The following is a 16,462-nucleotide window of genomic DNA, read 5'->3' as shown; positions in this document are numbered from 1 at the left end:
CGGGACGATCACCCGAGGACGCGACGGTGGTACCACCGGAGGTGGGTGTGGTGGGGCCGCCAGGCGCTGAGGGAGACACAGGAGGTGGACCAGCCGTCGGCGTGGGTGCGGCTGGTGCTGCAGCCCCGGCTGGGCGCAGGTCCGCCCCGTAGCCTGGCAGCGGACCCGACGGGGCTGCCGGGCCGGCGCTGATCGGCGCGGACGGCACCGATGTCGGCCCAGCGGTCATGGGAGGAGCCGCTGCCGGTGTCGGCGTCGTCACTCCCGTGGTCGAAGCTGTCGGAGCAACCTCTGGGCTGGAGGCCCCGAGACTTCCCAGATTGCCGAGCATCCCGCCCGCCATCGGTGTCACCGATGGTGAGGGGGGCACCTGCGGACCTGACGATTGACCGAATCCAGAGGAGCCAGGGCCCCCTTGCGCCCATGCCGGTGTGCCGCCCGGTCCTCCTGCGCCAGCCGGCCCCCCGGGTGTACCCGATGCAAATGCTTGGCTCAATCCGCCGCCCTGGAGGCCAGCGGGTCCAGAGGCGCCGCTTGCGCTGCCGCCACCTCCGAAGCCCGCCGCGGAGGCGGTCAGGGGTGATGTACCGCCAAGTCCGCCACCCGATCCGCCGGCGCCGGGTATACCTGCGCCGCCACCGCCGCCTCCCGAGAACCCACCGGTACCGCCCACGGAGCCCCCGCCTACCTGCTGGCCACCACCGCCCCAATTGGCGCCGGCCGCATTACCACCACCGTTGGCACCAGTACTACCGCCGCCCCCACCGCCGTTAGCCGCCGTACTACCGCCCCCGCCGTTGGCACCCGTACCAGCGGCACCGCTCCCGCCCCCATTCGCGGCGCCGCTACCTCCGCTGCCTCCACCGTTGGCCGCAGTCGTAGCGCCGCTACCCCCGGTACCGCCACCGTTGGCTCCAGTAGTACCGCCACTACCACCGCTCGAGCCGCCGTTGGTGCCGCCTGCCGTACCACCCGAGTTGGCGCCTCCTGCCCTGCCACCGCCGCCCGTGCTGCCGAAGTTGCCACCGGCCCCAGCGTTTCCACCCTTACCGGCAGCTGTGCCATCACTGCCGGAACCATTGGTCGTTGCGGGGCCGGTCGTACCGCCTGTGTTGCCAGTCCCCCCTGCGCCGTCGTCGCCGCCGGTTCCGTTCGTGGTTGCTGGCGTTCCCGCACCCGTTCCGCGTTGCCCGCCGGCGCCACCATCGCCGCCGTTACCTCGGCCGCCGTCGGTGGGTTGAGTGCCATTGGTACCGAGGCCGCCCTGGCCGCCGTCATAGCTCTGTGCCCTGGTGACCTCGTCCGGGGTCGGTTTTCGTGGGGGCGGGACATCGAGATTGGCGCCGTGACCTCGCATCCATTCGTCAGCATTGACGTGGCCCCCGGTTTCATCGAACATGCGCTGGGTGGCATCGACTATCGCACTGTTTGCGGTTATCGCTGCGGCGCCGGCTTGCCGATTCGCCTCAAATACCACGCCGCCAATTTTAGCGACCTTCACTTCGGGCGGTTCATTGCTCTTCTGAATTTTGTCAATTTCGTCATTGCCTGATTTCGCAATGCCTGTCAACGTCTCACGTAGGTGGCTGACCGCGGTGACAACGCTTTCATTGGCTTCCTTTTTGGAACGGCAATGGTGAGCGACGTCGAGCAACCGCTTCTTTCCAAGCCGCAAGCGGCTCAGCATGTCCTCCAAGGTGTTGCCACTGTTGTGTTCCCCCAACCACAGGGCGGCCTTATTAAGCTCGTTAGCCTCGCGCTGTTTAATATCCATGTGGCCAGACCAAAACGCAACTGCGTCGGTCGGTCCTGTGGGCGGCGCAGGCCACCACGCACCGATCAACATCTGCGTGAACGGTCTGGAGTCAGGGAGATCAGTCACCGCATAAATCCTTCATTGCGCGGTCCTTCGCATTCGTGTCGTCAACTGCCGCCTGCCACTGATCCGGCGTAGACATGCCATGTGTTCCCTTCGCCGCCATCGTCTGGTAGGAACGCGCTAGTGCGCGGGCAGCATCGCGATATTTGCTTTCGAGTGCTGGATCTGCCGCGGCCGTATCCAGGATTAACGCGCCATTAGTCATAGAGATCCGCGCGAGCGCAATATCGCCATCGGGCAAAGTCTCGATGCTCATCGCATGTGCTGCCAGAAGGTATTGATCGCACAACTGCGTCTTCGCCTCCGCCTTCTGCGCAGTCGTGTAGGTCGGAGTGGACCCCGACCCCGACCGGGTAAGCGCCACGATCAACGCCGCTGCGGCCAAGACTATGGCCACGGCGGCCAATGTCACTGTCAGCCAGTTGCGGGATCGGACTGGTGCGGGCGGTGCGGGCCAGGGCTGTGTCATGGTCACGTCACGGATGGTATCCCCGGGTGCCGATTCTTCGCTTACATCATCATTTCCCCAATGCGGCCACAGAGTCGGACTATGGGTCACCGCACTGCGACTGGCGTGGAAACCCGCAGTTGAGGCCAGCGACAAACTCGCTCATAGACCACCGCGCAAGCTGAATTGACGCCGAAGGGCCGTCCCGTCAGGGTTTTAACGTCCGATCTGAGAGGGGCTCGGGATGTTTGTCGATCCGGCGATGCTGCGATCCGGGGCGGTGGATATGCGTGGCGCCAGCGAACACGCCCACGCCGGGGCAGCCCGGCTGAACCAAACAACCGTGACGGCCGGCATTTTCGGGGCCATCGGCGCCGCGGACGTCCTCCACAACGCGATCTCCACAGCCCACACCGAACACATCACCACCCTCACAAACCACCGCCGGACCCTGGCCGGCCTCGGCGACAAAGCCCACCATGCCGCGCGCGAGTTCACAAGCATGGATCAGCGCAACGCGGCCCAGCTTCGTGCGGTGCGGTGCAACTCCAGCACATAAACCTGGCGCTGCTGATCGAAGCAGCCGGCGGCGACCCGTGGCAGATCAACAACACGCTGCAGTGCGGGAGACCAGCCGTCATCGACGAGTTGGCGCAGGCCTTCCATGACGCCGGCGCCTGCACCGCCGAATCCAGTGCCGCGTTCGCCCAAGCACGCCAACGGTTCCAGGCCGCCTGGAACCGGGAGAACGGCGAGCATCCCATCAACGATTCCGCCGAAGTGCAGCGCGCCACCACCACCTTGCATCTGCAACAAACCCAGCTCACTGCGATCGGCACCGACCTGGAAACCATCGCCGCCGCGCTGGCCCAGGCACAGAAATCAGCGGCCGCAAAGATCAACGCGCTCGAGATCCAGCTTCAAGACATCGACAACCGCATCGGCATGTACCAGCAGGCGCACCTCGACACCTCCGAGCTGGAGCAGGTGGCGATCGACGACACCGCCGGCATCCTGCATCAGATCGAAAAGCTCGGTGACAACTACGTCGCGGTCCTACAAGACGCCACCAGCAAACTGCTCTCCGATGGCTACGATCAGGCGCCACTGCACGGCGACGGCCAACCGACCCAGGACCACCAGCAGGCTGATCACACCGCCGATACGTACGGCACCACTCAGCGTGATTGCGACCAGGAGTTGGCGGACAGCCCCGGCGAGATGACGCCTGAGAAGGCGGCGGCCGCCGCGCGGCTGCGGGACTACGCCACCGCTACCGACCCGGCCGCCGATCCGCAGGCCCGGCGCCTGGCCGGCGAGCGCCTCGACGACTACCGAATGGCCAATTTCATCGGCCCGCTGCCGATGGACCCGGTCCTGGGTGGAGAGGCTCGAACCCGCGCCCAAACACGGCTGGAGCTGCAGAAGGATCTCGAACAGGGGATGGCCGACGGCCGAGCTTTCACCCCGGATCAGGCCACCCACCTACTCGACACCGCGGAACAGAATGCCCGAGTCATCGTGACCCGGCAGGCAATCGACGCCCTCGTCCGAAACGGCGGAATGTCGCACCAAGGCGCGACGCAACTCATCGGCGACATCGCGCGAGGCCGAGTTGGCCACATCCTGCGGAATGGCGGCGACGCCGCGGGGATCTCTGCCAGTGCCGGCAAGGCGGCCCTCAACGCGTTTGCCGACAAGGTTCCCACCGGAAAGCATTGGGCACCGGGGGTTGCTTACAGCGCGGAAGACATCGCCGCGATCACGAATCTGTCGAAGCGCATGGGCTTCGCCGGCAACGTGCTCGGGTCCGCCGTCGGAATCTACGACGTGTTCGTCGACCACAAGCCGTTCGTGGACACCGCGGCCACAAGCGCGGGGGGTTTCGGAGGCGGAATCGCAGGTGCAGAATTGGGAGCCTCCGTTGGTGCCCTCGCCGGGCCAGTGGGCGCTTTCGTTGGCGCACTGGCCTTCGGGGTTGTCGGTTCGGTGTCTGGAGAGAAGGTCATGGAAAACCTCCTCGAGCTGGCGAGGAATTGACGTGCGAGCGGTGCGACGTTTAGCGTTCAAATCGTGAACCCGGTCGCGGGCTTTGCCAGCATGGATCAGCTGGTTGCGTTCGTGGGCGCCCTTGTCTGCGCAATAATAGCCTTTATTCCGGACTCGTCTGACCGCGAAAATCTAAGCCGAAATAGACGGATCTTCTGGGGAGCCACTGGCACAGCAATGGTATTCGCATTCCTCGGCCTGCTGCCCGACTGGAGATATAGCCTCGAAGCAGCGTTCGCGGTCGGCGCTCTGTTCTTCCTCCTTGCGTTCCGGGATACGCCTTACATTAAGGTCCGCGGAAAAGTATACGCATGGTGGAGATCTGACCGCCTGGCGGAATCCGATGAGCAAAACGAGGAACCGGGCCACGATCCGATTCCCGACTCATACACTGGCTCGTCTACCGCCAATCAAACCTGGTGGATGACGATCGGAGCTTATGCGATATGCATGTTCGTGATCTACGACGACTTCGTCGCGCATAACATTCACTTTGCCGGAATTCCGGCGGCCATCATTTTTATATATGTGCCACTCTACTTTGGCTACTGGGATGCGAGTTGGGACTACCCGATAGCCCGCGGACAGCTAGCGCAATTAGCTACCTTGACTATCATGACGGCGGGAATCTTCGCAGCGCTCTATTTCCCGGGATTCCACGCCGGAAAGCGCTGGCCGCGACGTCCCAAGAGATCCATGGAGTACCGGATACATCCCCGCCACTGGAAGCAGGACAACGGTGATTCGCCCTAGATCTGCGCTTCCCGCCCCTCCCGGTACGGGTCCCGCAGCTTCCGCTTGTTTTCTAGTCGCCGCAAGCCCCCGCAGCGCCAGACTCAGATCAGCGACGCCAGCTGCTGGATCTGCTCGGTGCTGCGTCCGGTGACCACCATCATGGTGACTCCGGCGGCCTCCCAGACCGCGATTTGCTTACGGACGTAGTCGACGTCGCCGACGATCGCGGCGTCGTCCACCAGCTCGTCGGGGATGATCTCGCCGGCTTTGTCCTTTTGCCCGCTGCGGAACAATTTGGTCACGTCGTCGACGACCTCCGCGTAGCCCATCCGACGGTAGACCTCGGCGTGGAAATTGGTGTCCTCCGAGCCCATGCCACCCATGTAGAGCGCCAGGTAGGGCTTCATCGCCGCGAATGCCGCGGCGCGGTCGTCGGTGATGACGATGTTGGCGGTCGCGCAGATCTCGAAGTCCTCACGGGTGCGGCGCGCCCCGGGCCGCGCGAAACCCTCGTCGAGCCACTCGTTGTACATGTCGGCCAGTCGCGGCGCGTAGAAGATCGGCAGCCAGCCGTCGGCGATCTCGGCGGCCAACGCGACGTTCTTTGGCCCTTCCGCACCAAGCATCACCGGAATGTCGGCACGGCGCGGGTGGGTGATCGGCTTCAAAGCTTTACCCAGCCCGGTGGTGCCCTCACCGGACAACGGCAGCGGGTAATGCGGTCCGGCGCTGGTCACCGGGGCCTCACGGGCCCACACCTGGCGCAGGATGTCGATGTATTCGCGGGTGCGGGCCAGCGGCTTGCCGAATCGCTGGCCGTACCAGCCCTCCACCACCTGCGGGCCCGAGACACCAAGTCCGAGAATGTGCCGGCCGCCCGAGAGGTGGTCCAGCGTCAGCGCGGCCATCGCACACGCGGTCGGCGTGCGCGCCGACAGCTGCACCACCGAGGTGCCCAGCCGCAGCCGCGACGTCGAGGACCCCCACCACGCCAGCGGTGTGTAGGCATCCGAACCCCAGGCTTCGGCGGTGAAGACGGCGTCGAAACCGACATCCTCGGCCGCGGCCACCAATTCGGCGTGGTTGGTCGGCGGCTGCGCGCCCCAATATCCCAGTTGCAGTCCCAGCTTCATCGCCTGAATTCCTTCTCGTCTTCTTGCTCAGATTCCTAGAACCTGTTCTACTCGATGCCGTGACCGTCAGCGAACCCCGCTCCGCCCTGACAGAACCGTCGGAACCGCCGCTGTCCGCCCCATTGGGGTTGTCCTTCGACTACACCCGTTCGACGGGTCCGGTTCTGGGCCAATTCTTCACCGCTCTGCGTGAGCGCCGCATCGTCGGTGTCCGCGGCTCCGACGGGCGGGTGTACGTACCGCCCGCCGAGTACGACCCGGTCACATACGAACAGCTCACCGAGATCGTACCGGTGGCCAGTGTCGGCACCGTAGTGTCATGGTCCTGGCAGCCGGAGCCCCTGGAGGGCCAGCCGCTGGACACCCCGTTCGCCTGGGCGCTGATCAAGCTCGACGGCGCCGACGTGCCATTGCTGCACGCGGTGGCCGCCGAAAGCCCCAAGGCGATCAGCGCCGGGACCCGGGTGCACGTGCACTGGGCCGAGGAAACGGTCGGCGCGATCACCGACATCGCCTACTTCGCGATCGGCGAGGACCCCGAACCGGTCGAGCAAGGCTCCGACGAGCGGGACCCGGTGTCGATGGTGATCACCCCGATCGCGCTGGAGATCCAGCACAGCGCCTCGCACCCGGAGAGCGCCTACCTTCGTGCGCTCAAGGAGGGCAAGCTGCTGGGCGCGCGTACCGGCGCAGACGGAAAGGTCTACTTCCCCGCCCGAGAGGCCGACCCGGCCACCGGCCGACAGCTCACCGATTACGTCGAATTGCCGGACACCGGCACCATCACCACGTTCGCGATCATCAACATCCCGTTCCAGGGCCAGAAGATCAAACCGCCCTACGTGGCGGCCTACGTGCTGCTCGACGGCGCCGACATCCCGTTCCTGACACTGGTTTCCGACGTCGACGCCGCCGACGTGCGGATGGGCATGCGGGTGCAGGCGGTGTGGAAGCCCCGCGAGGAATGGACCTACGGCATGGAGAACATCGAGTACTTCCGGCCAACCGGGGAGCCGGACGCCGACTACGACACCTACAAGCACCACCTGTAAGGGGAACCCGCCAGATGAGCACTCGCGATGTCGCGGTGGTGGGCTTCGCCCACGCCCCGCACGTCCGCCGCACCGACGGCACCACCAACGGCGTCGAAATGCTGATGCCGTGCTTCGAGCAGCTTTACCGTGAACTGGGAATCGAACGCGCCGACATCGGATTCTGGTGTTCCGGTTCCTCGGATTACCTTGCCGGGCGGGCTTTCTCGTTCATCTCGGCGATCGACTCGATCGGCGCGGTGCCGCCGATCAATGAGTCGCATGTGGAGATGGACGGCGCGTGGGCGCTGTATGAGGCCTACATCAAGGTGCTGACCGGCGAGGTCGACACCGCGCTGGCCTACGGCTTCGGCAAGTCCTCGGCCGGCCAGCTGCGCCGGATTCTGGCGCTGCAGACCGATCCCTACACCGTCGCCCCGCTGTGGCCGGACTCGATCTCGATCGCCGGACTGCAGGCCCGGCTCGGCCTCGACGGCGGGCAGTGGACCCCAGAGCAGATGGCCCGGGTGGCGCTGGAGTCCTTCGCGGCAGCCGAACGGGTGGATTCGGTGGAGTCCTCCGACAGCCTCGACGAACTGCTGGCGCGTCCGTTCTTCGCCGACCCGCTGCGCCGGCACGACATCGCACCGATCACCGACGGCGCCGCCGCGATCGTCCTGGCCGCCGGCGACAAGGCGCGTGAACTGCGCGAAAACCCGGCCTGGATAACCGGTTTCGAGCACCGCATCGACTCCCCGGTGCTCGGCAGCCGCGATCTGACCCGCTCGCCGTCGACCACCGCATCGGCACGCGCGGCCAGCGGCGACGACATGCCCGCGGTGGAAGTCGCCGAGATCCACGCGCCGTTCACCCATCAGCACCTGATCCTGACCGAGGCGATGCGGTTGCCGTCGCGGGCGAAGGTCAATCCGTCGGGCGGTGCGCTGGCGGCCAATCCGATGTTCGTCGCCGGGTTGGAGCGGATCGGTTTCGCCGCCCAGCACATCTTCAACGGCTCGGCAGGCCGGGTGCTCGCACACGCCACCAGCGGGCCGGCGCTGCAGCAGAACCTGGTCGCGGTGATGGAGGGACGTAACTGATGGCCACCCAACTTGCCGCGGTGCTCGGTACCGGACAGACCAAGTACGTCTCCAAGCGTCACGACGTATCGATGAACGGGCTGGTGCGCGAGGCAATCGACCGCGCGCTGGCCGACTCCGGCTCGACGTTCGCCGACATCGACGCGGTGGTGGTCGGCAAGGCGCCGGACTTCTTCGAGGGCGTGATGATGCCGGAGCTGTTCATGGCAGATGCCGTGGGCGCCACCGGCAAGCCGCTGATCCGGGTGCACACCGCGGGCTCGGTGGGCGGATCGACGGCAATCGTCGCGGCCAGCCTGGTCAAGTCCGGCAAGTATCGCCGCGTGCTGGCGATGGCCTGGGAGAAGCAATCGGAGTCCAACGCCATGTGGGGGCTTTCCATCCCGGTGCCGTTCACCAAACCGGTCGGGGCCGGTGCGGGCGGGTACTTCGCGCCACACGTGCGCGCCTACATCCGCCGGTCCGACGCACCGCTGGACACCGGCGCCAAGGTGGTGGTCAAAGACCGGCTCAACGGGGCACGCAACCCGCTCGCGCACCTGCACCAGCCCGACATCACCGTCGAGAAGGTGATGTCGTCACAGATGCTGTGGGATCCCATCCGTTTCGATGAGACCTGCCCGTCCTCGGACGGCGCGTGCGCGATGGTGATCGGTGACGAGGCCACCGCCGACGCCCGGGTCGCCGCCGGCCATCCGGTGGCCTGGATTCATGCCACCGCGCTGCGCACCGAACCGCTGGCCTATGCCGGCCGTGACCAGGTCAACCCGCAGGCCGGTCGGGACGCCGCGGCCGCGCTGTGGCGCGACGCCGGCATCACCAGCCCGATCGACGAGATCGACGCCGCGGAGATCTACGTGCCGTTCTCCTGGTTCGAGCCGATGTGGCTGGAGAACCTGGGTTTCGCCGCGCCCGGTGAAGGCTGGAAGCTCACCCAGGCCGGCGAGACCGCGATCGATGGCAAGCTGCCGGTGAACCCGTCCGGCGGGGTGTTGTCGTCCAACCCGATCGGGGCGTCGGGAATGATCCGGTTCGCCGAGTCGGCGATCCAGGTGATGGGCAAGGCCGGTGATCACCAGGTGCCCAATGCCCGAAAGGCGCTGGGGCACGCCTATGGTGGCGGTTCGCAGTACTACTCGATGTGGGTGGTCGGCACCGACAAGCCAGACAAACCCGCCGGCTGATGAAGTACACCCTCATCCGTGCGCTGCTTGCGCCAACCGGAACTCCCTGAAACGTTTCGCCAACACCCATATCCATTCCGGCTTGCAGGAGTAGACCTATGGCCAACACCGAACACCCCGCCCACCTGGCAGGCCAACGCTCCCGCGATGCGGTGGCCGCACGCGACAAGGAGACCTGGCTGTCAGTCTTCGCCGACGACGCCATCGTCGAGGACCCGATCGGTCCCTCGCCGTTCGACCCCGAGGGCAAGGGCCACCGCGGCCGGGATGCGATCTCGGCGTTCTGGGACAAGGCGATCGCCCCGACCGACAAGATCGAGTTCAACTTCGTCGACAGCTTCGCCTGCGGAAATGAGGAGGCCAACGTCGGCTCGATCGTGACGACCATGGCGGGCCACCAGATCACCACCGACGGGGTGTTCACCTACCGGGTGAACGACGAGGGCAAGCTCATCGCGCTGCGCGCCTTCTGGGAGGTCGAGCGCGCGGCAAAGACCGCTCGCAAACTCTGATCTCGCTCGATTCATCGACTCCCGCTGGCAACAACGAAGGGCAAGACGCCTTCGGTCCCATCGTCAACAACTTCACCCGGTTCGAACTGCCTTCCGGCGGTGCGCCGGGCCCAACGGAGCTGTGGTGAAGCTCCGACCTGCCATTGACCAACTCGCTCAAAATTGATAATTTCCTGAAAAGAACAAGATAGCTTTTCGCTTTTCAGGGGGCAGTCATGGGCACGACCCGCACTGCGGTGGGACTCTTGGGAGCCGCAGTCGGCGTCGCGATCGGCTTCGCCGGCCACGCCACCGCCGATCCGATCGAGGACGCCTGGCCCTACGGAATCGGTTACGGCGGTATGGAGGCGCCCGGTTTCTGGGATCCCAGAGGGGGCGTGGACGGCGTCTTCACTGTCACCGACGGCTCCGGCGGGCCCGACTGGTACACGGCCCACATCGACAAACTCAACATCCCCCTGATCTACCACTACGAGCACATGGAGGTCCTCAGCGTGCTCGACGATTCGGCCGGTTATCCCAGCGTAGGGACGGTTTTCGACACAACCGAGCTGTTCCCGTTCAGCTTGCCCGGCTTCGGCATGATGAACATGTTCACCAGCACCGTCATCAACGACCCCGAGGCCGGGTTCGGCAGCCAATTCAGCTTCACACCGTTGTTCACCAACACCTTCTTGTTCACCGACGACGGCATGACGGACATCGTGAGCATCTTCCCCGGGCTGCGATTCGCCCTGTTTGAGATCCCGTTCACCGACGCTTCGGGCGGGGCCGACGCATCCGATATCGGCGACGTGTTCGCCCCGCTGCTGGCCGAACTCGCGGCCGCCGGGGCTTAGCTCGGGCTTAGTTCGGATCAAGCGGCTCAAGCCCGTCGCGGTAGCGCTGCGCGAGGTCCCGGTAGTACGGCGGGTTCGCGTTGATCCACATCTCTGCGCCGGTGCCCGCGACCGGGCCCTTGATGACGGCAGGCGAACCGGCCACCAGCATCCCGTCGGGGATCTTGGTACCGGCGAGCACCGTGGCGCCGGCGGCGATCAGACTGCGGCTGCCGATGACCGCCCCGTCGAGCACGGTGGCGTGGTTGCCGATCAGCGCCTCGGCTCCCACATGCGCGCCGTGAATCAGGCACATGTGCGCCACCGTCGCGCCGGGCCCGATGTCGACCGGTACCCCTGGCGGCACATGCAGCACCGAGCCGTCCTGCACGTTGGCGCCTTCGCGCACCACGATGGGAGCGTCGTCACCGCGCAGCACAGCGCCGAACCACACCGAGGCGCCGGCCTCAATGGTGACATCGCCGATCAGCGTGGCGGTCGGGGCGACGAAGGCGGTGGGGTCGATGCGCGGGGAACGTCCGTTGAAGGAGAAGAGCTGCATTGTTCAGGTATACCCCAGGGCCGAAAGACCCCTATCCAACTGGCTTTATTGCATAACCCGGCAGCAAAACTGTAACGTGTTCTAGTTAGAAGCAACGGGTTGGAGGCAACAGGTGAGCACTGACAGCGCCGAGGTCGGCGTCCGCGAAATCGACACCGGCACACTGCCGGATCGCTACGCCAGGGGCTGGCACTGCCTGGGGCCGGTCAAAGAGTTCCTGGACGGCAAGCCGCACTCGATCCACGCGTTCGGCGCCAAGCTGGTGGTCTTCGGCGATTCCCACGGTGACCTGCACGTACTCGACGCCTACTGCCGACACATGGGCGGCGACCTCAGTCGCGGCACCATCAAGGGCGACGAGGTGGCCTGCCCGTTCCACGACTGGCGCTGGGGCGGCGACGGCCGCTGCAAACTGGTCCCCTACTCCAAGCGGACCCCGCGGATGGCCCGGACTCGCTCCTTCCCGACCGACGTGCGCGGCGGCCTGCTGTTCATGTGGCACGACCCGGAGGGCAACCCGCCGCCGGACGAGGTGCGGATCCCGGAGATCCCGGAGTGGTCCAGCGGCGAGTGGACCGACTGGCGCTGGAACTCCATGGTGATCGACTCCAACTGCCGCGACATCATCGACAACGTCACCGACTTCGCGCACTTCTTCTACATCCACTACGGCCTGCCCACGTCGTTCAAGAACGTCTTCGAAGGCCACATCGCCTCGCAGTACCTGCACAACGTCGGACGCCCCGACGTCCCCGGCCTGGGCACCAGCTACGCCGGTGCGGAACTGGACTCCGAGGCGTCCTACTTCGGGCCGTCGTTCATGATCAACTGGCTGCACAACAGCTACAGCGGTTTCAAGTCCGAGTCGATTCTGATCAACTGCCACTACCCGATCAGCCATGACCAGTTCCGGCTGATGTGGGGCGTCATCGTGCAGAAGCCCAAGGGCTTGGACGACGAGACCACCGAGAAGCTCGCCGAGGTGATGACCGAGGGCGTCAGCAAGGGCTTCCTGCAAGACGTCGAGATCTGGACGCACAAGAGCCGCATCGAGAACCCGCTGCTGGTCGAGGAGGACGGCGCGGTCTACCAACTGCGGCGCTGGTACTCGCAGTTCTACGTCGACGTCGCCGATGTCACCCCGGAGATGACCGATCGCTTCGAGATCGAGATCGACGCGACGGTCGCCAACGAGAAGTGGAACGCTGAGGTCGCCGAGAACCTGCGGGAGCAGGCCGAGTCCGACAAGAGCACGGAGTCCACCGAAACCGTTAGCGCCGAGTAGCCGTCATGGGCCAGGAGGAACGCGGCGTCCCGGCAGTCGAAGACCTGGCGCGCTCCATGCTGGCGCTGTACGGCCCGCATGACGACCACCACGACGAGCCCGACACCGACGACTCCGGTCCTGACACCCGTTACTCGAGGCAGCCGTTGTTCCCGGTCGATCCGGCCCGGTATGAGGCAATACGTGCTGCGACGGAACGGGATTCGGAGCGCTATCTGCACTCCGGGCTGGTGCCGGTCGAGTGCCGGCACTGCCGGGCGAGCGTCGAGGTGAAGAAGCTGGGGCCGGGATACACCTCGGTGCAGTGGAGTTCGGAGTCGCTGGCGCAGTGTGCGTACTTCGCCGCCGAGCGCGAAGCCGGCCGTTCCAGTAGCCGCACGAAAGGCTGCCCGAACCTGGCGAAAAGCATCCGGCACGCGGTCGCCGAGGGCCACCTGGAGGAGACCTCCAGCGCGCCGCCGCCCGGTGACGGGATCGACTGACCGTCTCGCCGTTCGCGGGTGTGCGCAAACCCGGTGTTTTGGCCGGCGTGTCGGCCGGGGACGCGCACACTCGCGCAAGGGGTTCGGCTCACAGGCCGGCGAAACGCTCCCGGACCTGCTCGGTGGTCAGCCCGTAATCCTCCAGTGAGTACTCGTGTTTGGGCGCACGCGGTCCGGTCTGGCTGGCGGCGTAGTCGTCGGCCATCGCCTGACGTGCCTCATCCGACAACGGCAGGCCGAAGCGTTCGTAGATGCCCGCCGCGGTCGCCAGCGGATCGGCGACGAACTCGCGATAGTCGATATCGCAGAACTGGGCCTGGTCGTAGCGGGGGCGCTGGCTGTTGAACAGCTCCAGTCCGCGGGCCCAGGTCTCCATCTCGTCGATGCCGATCTGCGCGCCGACGAAGGTGTTCGACTGACCTTCGGTGGTGTGCTGGGCCAGCGAGCACATCGACGCCAGGATGGTCTCGACCGGCCGGTGGCACTGCACGATGAGCGCGTCCGGGTAGACAGCCATAATCGCGTCGAGGGCGAACAGGTGACTGGGATTCTTGAGCACCCACCGTTTACCCGGGTCGTTGAGCCCGATCAGCTGCAGGTTGCGGCGATGCCGCCGGTATGACGGGATCCAATCCTGCTCGGAGAGCCAGCGCGAATAGCTAGGCAGGTGCGCGAGCGTCTCATAGGACACCGAATGCAGCGACTGGCGCAGCAACTGCCAGCACTCCTCGAGACCGTCGGCGGTCATGAAGTGCAGCCCGGTGTAGTCCGGGTTCTCGTCGTGGTGCCGGGCGAACTGCGCCTGCATCTGCGCGAACACCGGGTTGTCTTCCCAGGTTTCACGCGGCGGGCGCGGCTGCGGGAATTCGGCCAGCCACATCTCCAAGCCCTGGTGCGCCGGGTCGGCGCCCAGCAGCCGGTGCAACGCGGTGGTGCCGGTGCGGGGCAGCCCGGTGACGAATATCGGCCGTTCGACGGCCACCTCGGCGTACTCGGGATGCTGCTTCCAACCTGCTTGGGCCAGCAGCCGGGCCACCAGCGCACCGCGCAGGAAGAACCGGTTCATCTTGCTGCCCAGCTCGGTGAGATCGGCCTCGGTGCGGTAGGACTCCAGCAGCACGCCGAGGGCTTCACGGTAGTTGTCATCGTCGGGACCGAAGTCGTCGAGGCCGACCATCTTGGTGGCCGAGGCATGCAGATCCTCGACGGTTCCGACATCGGTACGTGGCGTCATCAGTTGTGGTACTCCCCGCAGTTGACGTCGAGCACCTGGCCGGTGATCCCGCTGGCCAGGTCGCTGGCCAGGAACAGCACCGCCGAGGCCACCTCATCCTCGGTGGGCAGCCGCTTCAGGTCGGAGTTGGCGGCGGTGGCGGCGTAGATCTGCTCGACGGTGGTGCCGTACTTGCCGGCCTGGTGGGCGAAGTAGCCCTGCAGCGTGTCGCCCCAGATGTAGCCGGGCGCAACGGAGTTGACCCGGATGCCCTGCTCGCCCAGTTCGGATGCCAGTGACTGTGACATCGCCAGCAGTGCCGCCTTGGCCATCTTGTAGGCACCGTACTTGGGCTGGGAGTGCCGAATCACCATGGAGTTCAGGTTGACCACCGCGCCGTTGGCCTCGGCCAGCGCGGCAGTGAACCCCTGCGTCAGCCGCAGCGCACCGAGACCGCTGAGCTCGATGGCATCCCGGATGTGCTGAAAGCTGGTCTGCGCCAGCGGCTTCATCGACGGCACCCGGAAGGCGTTATTGATCAGCACGTCGATGTGGTCGTACTCGCCGGTGGCCGCCTCGACGAGGTTGGCTACCTGGTCGTCTTCGGTGATGTCGGCGGGTACCGCAAGTGCGCGCCGCCCGGCGGCGCGGACCTGCTGCGCGACCTCTTCGAGGCGGTCCGCGCTGCGGGCGGCCAGCACCAGGTCGGCGCCCTCGGCCGCGAATCGGTGCGCCAGCGTACTGCCGAGCCCCGGCCCGACCCCGCTGATCACCACGACTTTTCCGCTCAGCATTCCGGTCATCTTCACCCCAGCATTCTGTTGGCGATTTGCTGCTGCCGCAGCGCGATACGCGCCCGCCAGCCGTCTTCGGAGATCTTGTTGTGGTCGTAGAAGGGCAGTGCCGCCGGAATCGCGTCGACGTCAATGAGCTCGACCGTCGGCCCGTCGGCCTCGGTGAGCTGACGTGACACGCGCTGCCAGCGGAACTGCAGGAAGCCGCGGCGGTGACCAAGGGTCTCGACCCAGTTGGTGATGCCGGGGTTGGTGTCGGAGACCACGATCCGGATCTTGCCGTCCGGGTCTGCCTGCGCTTGAGTCGCATTCAGCGAAGTCTGGTGGTTGATGTAGTCCAGCGAGATGTACCACAGGCTGCCCAGCTGGAAACCCAGGTAGGGCGCATCCGACACCGGCAGGGTGATCAGCAGCGCCTCCTCCGGCCGCAACTCGTAGTGCCCCGCCGACGAGTACTGGGTGGCCAGCCCGCCGGGCGTGAGCCGCGGCGCCACCATGGTGTTGACCGGAAGATTGAGGTAGAACCACTGCGGGAATGCCAGCCAGGTCTTGATCCGATTGATCAGTTGCTTTCCCGCTGCCGCATAACGCTTCTCGATGAGTTTGGGAGTCAGGGGCGGCGGGGCGGTGCCCGCGGTGTCGGTCCGGGATATCGAGAGTGTGCCGCGCCGGGCGCTCCAGTCGTTGTAGACCTCGCGGATCACCAGTTGCGCCGGCGTCTTCGGACGGAACCGCCATTCGAAGCTGCCGTCGGCGGCCGAGATATCGAGTTCGCGGTCGTCGAACGCCGCCTCGCTGGCCGGGACGTTGTCGTCGGTGTACTCGCCGCCGAGCAGTTGGAAGCTCAGGTCGGTCGTGGTGCCCCGGACACCGCGCACCACATAGTCGTTGCCGGGACGCACCACGGTGCCGAAATACAACGTGTCGGGATTGTCCAGGCCCATCTTGGTGAAGGGTCCGGTGCCCGACAGCAGGAACGGGTGGTCGCGTTCAGAGTTGAACGCGGCATGCACGCACGCTTCGATCCCGCCGGCGAGGTACTGCAGACCTTCGAGCAGGTCGGCCTCGGACTCGATGTGGGGGGCGGCGGCGACCAGCTTCTCCGCCTCGGCGATCGCGGCCGTCAGTGGCTCGGAGTACATCGCGGCAGCACCTCACTGATCATCGGTTGGTTCAATAATGAACCGAGATGGTAGATATCTCGAACCGACTTTAGATGGTCGCGCTACCATGCGGC

Annotated in this window: 18 protein-coding genes; 12 read left to right on the top strand and 6 right to left on the bottom strand. The window is 65.8% G+C overall.

Annotation, left to right across the window (positions count from 1 at the left end; translation table 11 throughout):
- Both DQP56_RS25015 and DQP56_RS12220 read left to right on the top strand, forming a co-directional pair.
- The coding region (locus DQP56_RS25015) for a hypothetical protein (protein WP_205868864.1) at positions 1 to 192 on the top strand (192 nt) is incomplete at its 5' end.
- Between the two features lie 994 nt (positions 193 to 1,186).
- Positions 1,187 to 1,552: a hypothetical protein gene (locus DQP56_RS12220; RefSeq protein WP_112685744.1), complete on the top strand. Its 366-nt coding sequence runs from the start codon at positions 1,187 to 1,189 to the stop codon at positions 1,550 to 1,552.
- Between the two features lie 322 nt (positions 1,553 to 1,874).
- On the opposite strand, the gene DQP56_RS12215 is transcribed toward DQP56_RS12220, so the two are convergent.
- Positions 1,875 to 2,348 (bottom strand): hypothetical protein, encoded by a 474-nt coding sequence (locus tag DQP56_RS12215; protein ID WP_112685750.1) that lies wholly within the window; start codon positions 2,346 to 2,348, stop codon positions 1,875 to 1,877.
- Between the two features lie 223 nt (positions 2,349 to 2,571).
- On the opposite strand from DQP56_RS12215, the gene DQP56_RS12210 reads away from it, so the two are divergent.
- From DQP56_RS12210 to DQP56_RS12200, 3 genes are read left to right on the top strand one after another with little or no spacing between them, the layout of a single operon-like run.
- Positions 2,572 to 2,886 carry a DUF2563 family protein gene (locus DQP56_RS12210; protein ID WP_112685742.1) on the top strand — a complete coding sequence of 105 codons (315 nt, stop codon included), beginning with the start codon at positions 2,572 to 2,574 and terminating at the stop codon, positions 2,884 to 2,886.
- Complete coding sequence (locus DQP56_RS12205) at positions 2,868 to 4,367, top strand: putative alpha/beta hydrolase (protein ID WP_112685740.1); 1,500 nt, start codon at positions 2,868 to 2,870, stop codon at positions 4,365 to 4,367. The genes DQP56_RS12210 and DQP56_RS12205 overlap by 19 nt, the downstream gene beginning before the upstream one ends.
- Positions 4,368 to 4,400: 33 nt before the next feature.
- Positions 4,401 to 5,129, top strand: coding sequence for a hypothetical protein (locus DQP56_RS12200; RefSeq protein WP_112685738.1), 729 nt, complete (start codon positions 4,401 to 4,403; stop codon positions 5,127 to 5,129).
- 83 nt (positions 5,130 to 5,212) lie between these two features.
- Here the strand turns inward: DQP56_RS12200 and DQP56_RS12195 are convergent, their stop codons facing one another.
- Positions 5,213 to 6,244 (bottom strand): LLM class F420-dependent oxidoreductase, encoded by a 1,032-nt coding sequence (locus DQP56_RS12195; RefSeq protein WP_205868863.1) that lies wholly within the window; start codon positions 6,242 to 6,244, stop codon positions 5,213 to 5,215.
- Between the two features lie 86 nt (positions 6,245 to 6,330).
- Between DQP56_RS12195 and DQP56_RS12190 the strand changes: the two genes are divergently transcribed.
- From DQP56_RS12190 to DQP56_RS12170, 5 genes are all read left to right on the top strand, one after another.
- Positions 6,331 to 7,296: a Zn-ribbon domain-containing OB-fold protein gene (locus DQP56_RS12190; RefSeq protein ID WP_205277485.1), complete on the top strand. Its 966-nt coding sequence runs from the start codon at positions 6,331 to 6,333 to the stop codon at positions 7,294 to 7,296.
- Between the two features lie 14 nt (positions 7,297 to 7,310).
- A complete protein-coding gene (locus DQP56_RS12185; RefSeq protein ID WP_083039749.1) occupies positions 7,311 to 8,375 on the top strand; it encodes a thiolase family protein in 1,065 nt (354 codons plus the stop codon).
- On the top strand, positions 8,375 to 9,559 hold the full coding sequence (locus DQP56_RS12180) for a thiolase family protein (RefSeq protein ID WP_112685734.1): 1,185 nt from the start codon (positions 8,375 to 8,377) through the stop codon (positions 9,557 to 9,559). The genes DQP56_RS12185 and DQP56_RS12180 overlap by 1 nt, the downstream gene beginning before the upstream one ends.
- A gap of 98 nt (positions 9,560 to 9,657) precedes the next feature.
- Positions 9,658 to 10,071 carry a nuclear transport factor 2 family protein gene (locus tag DQP56_RS12175; RefSeq protein WP_112685732.1) on the top strand — a complete coding sequence of 138 codons (414 nt, stop codon included), beginning with the start codon at positions 9,658 to 9,660 and terminating at the stop codon, positions 10,069 to 10,071.
- Between the two features lie 215 nt (positions 10,072 to 10,286).
- Entirely contained in the window at positions 10,287 to 10,910 is a 624-nt protein-coding gene (locus tag DQP56_RS12170; protein ID WP_083039742.1) for a hypothetical protein, read from the top strand.
- A gap of 7 nt (positions 10,911 to 10,917) precedes the next feature.
- Here DQP56_RS12170 and DQP56_RS12165 read toward each other — a convergent pair whose 3' ends face one another.
- Positions 10,918 to 11,451 carry a gamma carbonic anhydrase family protein gene (locus tag DQP56_RS12165; protein WP_112685730.1) on the bottom strand — a complete coding sequence of 178 codons (534 nt, stop codon included), beginning with the start codon at positions 11,449 to 11,451 and terminating at the stop codon, positions 10,918 to 10,920.
- Positions 11,452 to 11,563: 112 nt separating this feature from the next.
- On the opposite strand from DQP56_RS12165, the gene DQP56_RS12160 reads away from it, so the two are divergent.
- Positions 11,564 to 12,736 (top strand): 3-ketosteroid-9-alpha-monooxygenase, oxygenase component, encoded by a 1,173-nt coding sequence (locus DQP56_RS12160; RefSeq protein WP_112685728.1) that lies wholly within the window; start codon positions 11,564 to 11,566, stop codon positions 12,734 to 12,736.
- Between the two features lie 5 nt (positions 12,737 to 12,741).
- A complete protein-coding gene (locus DQP56_RS12155) occupies positions 12,742 to 13,218 on the top strand; it encodes a hypothetical protein (RefSeq protein WP_112685726.1) in 477 nt (158 codons plus the stop codon).
- 88 nt (positions 13,219 to 13,306) lie between these two features.
- Here the strand turns inward: DQP56_RS12155 and DQP56_RS12150 are convergent, their stop codons facing one another.
- Genes DQP56_RS12150 through DQP56_RS12140 form a run of 3 tightly spaced genes read right to left on the bottom strand, consistent with a single transcriptional unit; the run spans position 13,307 to position 16,367 of the window.
- Positions 13,307 to 14,452 (bottom strand): sulfotransferase family protein, encoded by a 1,146-nt coding sequence (locus DQP56_RS12150; protein ID WP_112685724.1) that lies wholly within the window; start codon positions 14,450 to 14,452, stop codon positions 13,307 to 13,309.
- On the bottom strand, positions 14,452 to 15,234 hold the full coding sequence (locus tag DQP56_RS12145) for an SDR family oxidoreductase (RefSeq protein WP_112685748.1): 783 nt from the start codon (positions 15,232 to 15,234) through the stop codon (positions 14,452 to 14,454). The genes DQP56_RS12150 and DQP56_RS12145 overlap by 1 nt, the downstream gene beginning before the upstream one ends.
- Positions 15,235 to 15,236: 2 nt before the next feature.
- Positions 15,237 to 16,367: a hypothetical protein gene (locus DQP56_RS12140; RefSeq protein ID WP_112685722.1), complete on the bottom strand. Its 1,131-nt coding sequence runs from the start codon at positions 16,365 to 16,367 to the stop codon at positions 15,237 to 15,239.
- Positions 16,368 to 16,462 lie beyond the last annotated feature (95 nt).

The sequence above is a fragment of the Mycolicibacter senuensis genome (assembly GCF_003284925.1).
Taxonomy (GTDB): Bacteria; Actinomycetota; Actinomycetes; order Mycobacteriales; family Mycobacteriaceae; genus Mycobacterium; species Mycobacterium algericum_A.
The sequence above is the reverse complement of the archived record's forward strand: the minus strand, read 5'-3'. Positions and strand labels throughout refer to the sequence as shown.